General features: G+C 48.7%; 2 protein-coding genes. One reads left to right on the plus strand and one right to left on the minus strand.

What is annotated here, in order from left to right; all coding sequences use genetic code 11:
* On the plus strand, nucleotides 1-258 hold a 258-nt coding region (locus HMPREF3169_RS02145; RefSeq protein ID WP_371440998.1), incomplete at its 5' end, for a hypothetical protein.
* 105 nt (nucleotides 259-363) lie between these two features.
* Here HMPREF3169_RS02145 and HMPREF3169_RS13060 read toward each other — a convergent pair.
* Nucleotides 364-543 carry a hypothetical protein gene (locus tag HMPREF3169_RS13060; protein ID WP_070455574.1) on the minus strand — a complete coding sequence of 60 codons (180 nt, stop codon included), beginning with the start codon at nucleotides 541-543 and terminating at the stop codon, nucleotides 364-366.
* Between the last annotated feature and the right edge of the window lie 48 nt (nucleotides 544-591).

Raw genomic sequence — 591 nt, forward strand, 5'->3', positions numbered from 1 at the left:
TTAGTAGGCCGTACATTCACCGCTGACGAGCCGACCATGAAAACTATTTACACCACAAACGAGTGGAAGGGGTACGGCAAGCAAAATTACTACTGGAATGAATACCGGCTTGATGGAGATACCGTCTACAAGATCAAGTGCAACCGCTTCAAGTATTTCGATGGTGATGAGAACGTCTGGGAGTCAGAAGAAAAACAAGTGGAATCATGGGCAAAGGACGATCCAAATATGCCTGATTGGCTACACAACTACCTCTGATTTAGCCGAAAGGGCCTCCTCGACCAAAGAGAGAATCCACTAGGTCTCACACTCCTCAAACTGTTCAAACTGACCAGGCCTGGATGTTTGACCAGTCAGTTTCTCTCAGCCTAAGTCGACGCGCTTTGTTTCAAGCTCCTTGGCTTCAGCTTCGTAGCCTTTGTCGCTGAGAATGCTCTTAATCTCGTCGAAGTGGGCATTCATACCCTGATGCACCGGGATTGTGTTGTTGTCGCCTTGCGTATTCTGGGCAAAGCCGAAGATTGTGCGGGCGAAAATGCGCAAGCTCTCGCGTATCAACCTTCGCTGACATCTTCTACGAGGTTGTCAACG

It is taken from the genome of Corynebacterium sp. HMSC08C04 (genome assembly GCF_001807495.1).
In the GTDB taxonomy this organism is placed as follows: Bacteria; Actinomycetota; Actinomycetes; order Mycobacteriales; family Mycobacteriaceae; genus Corynebacterium; species Corynebacterium simulans.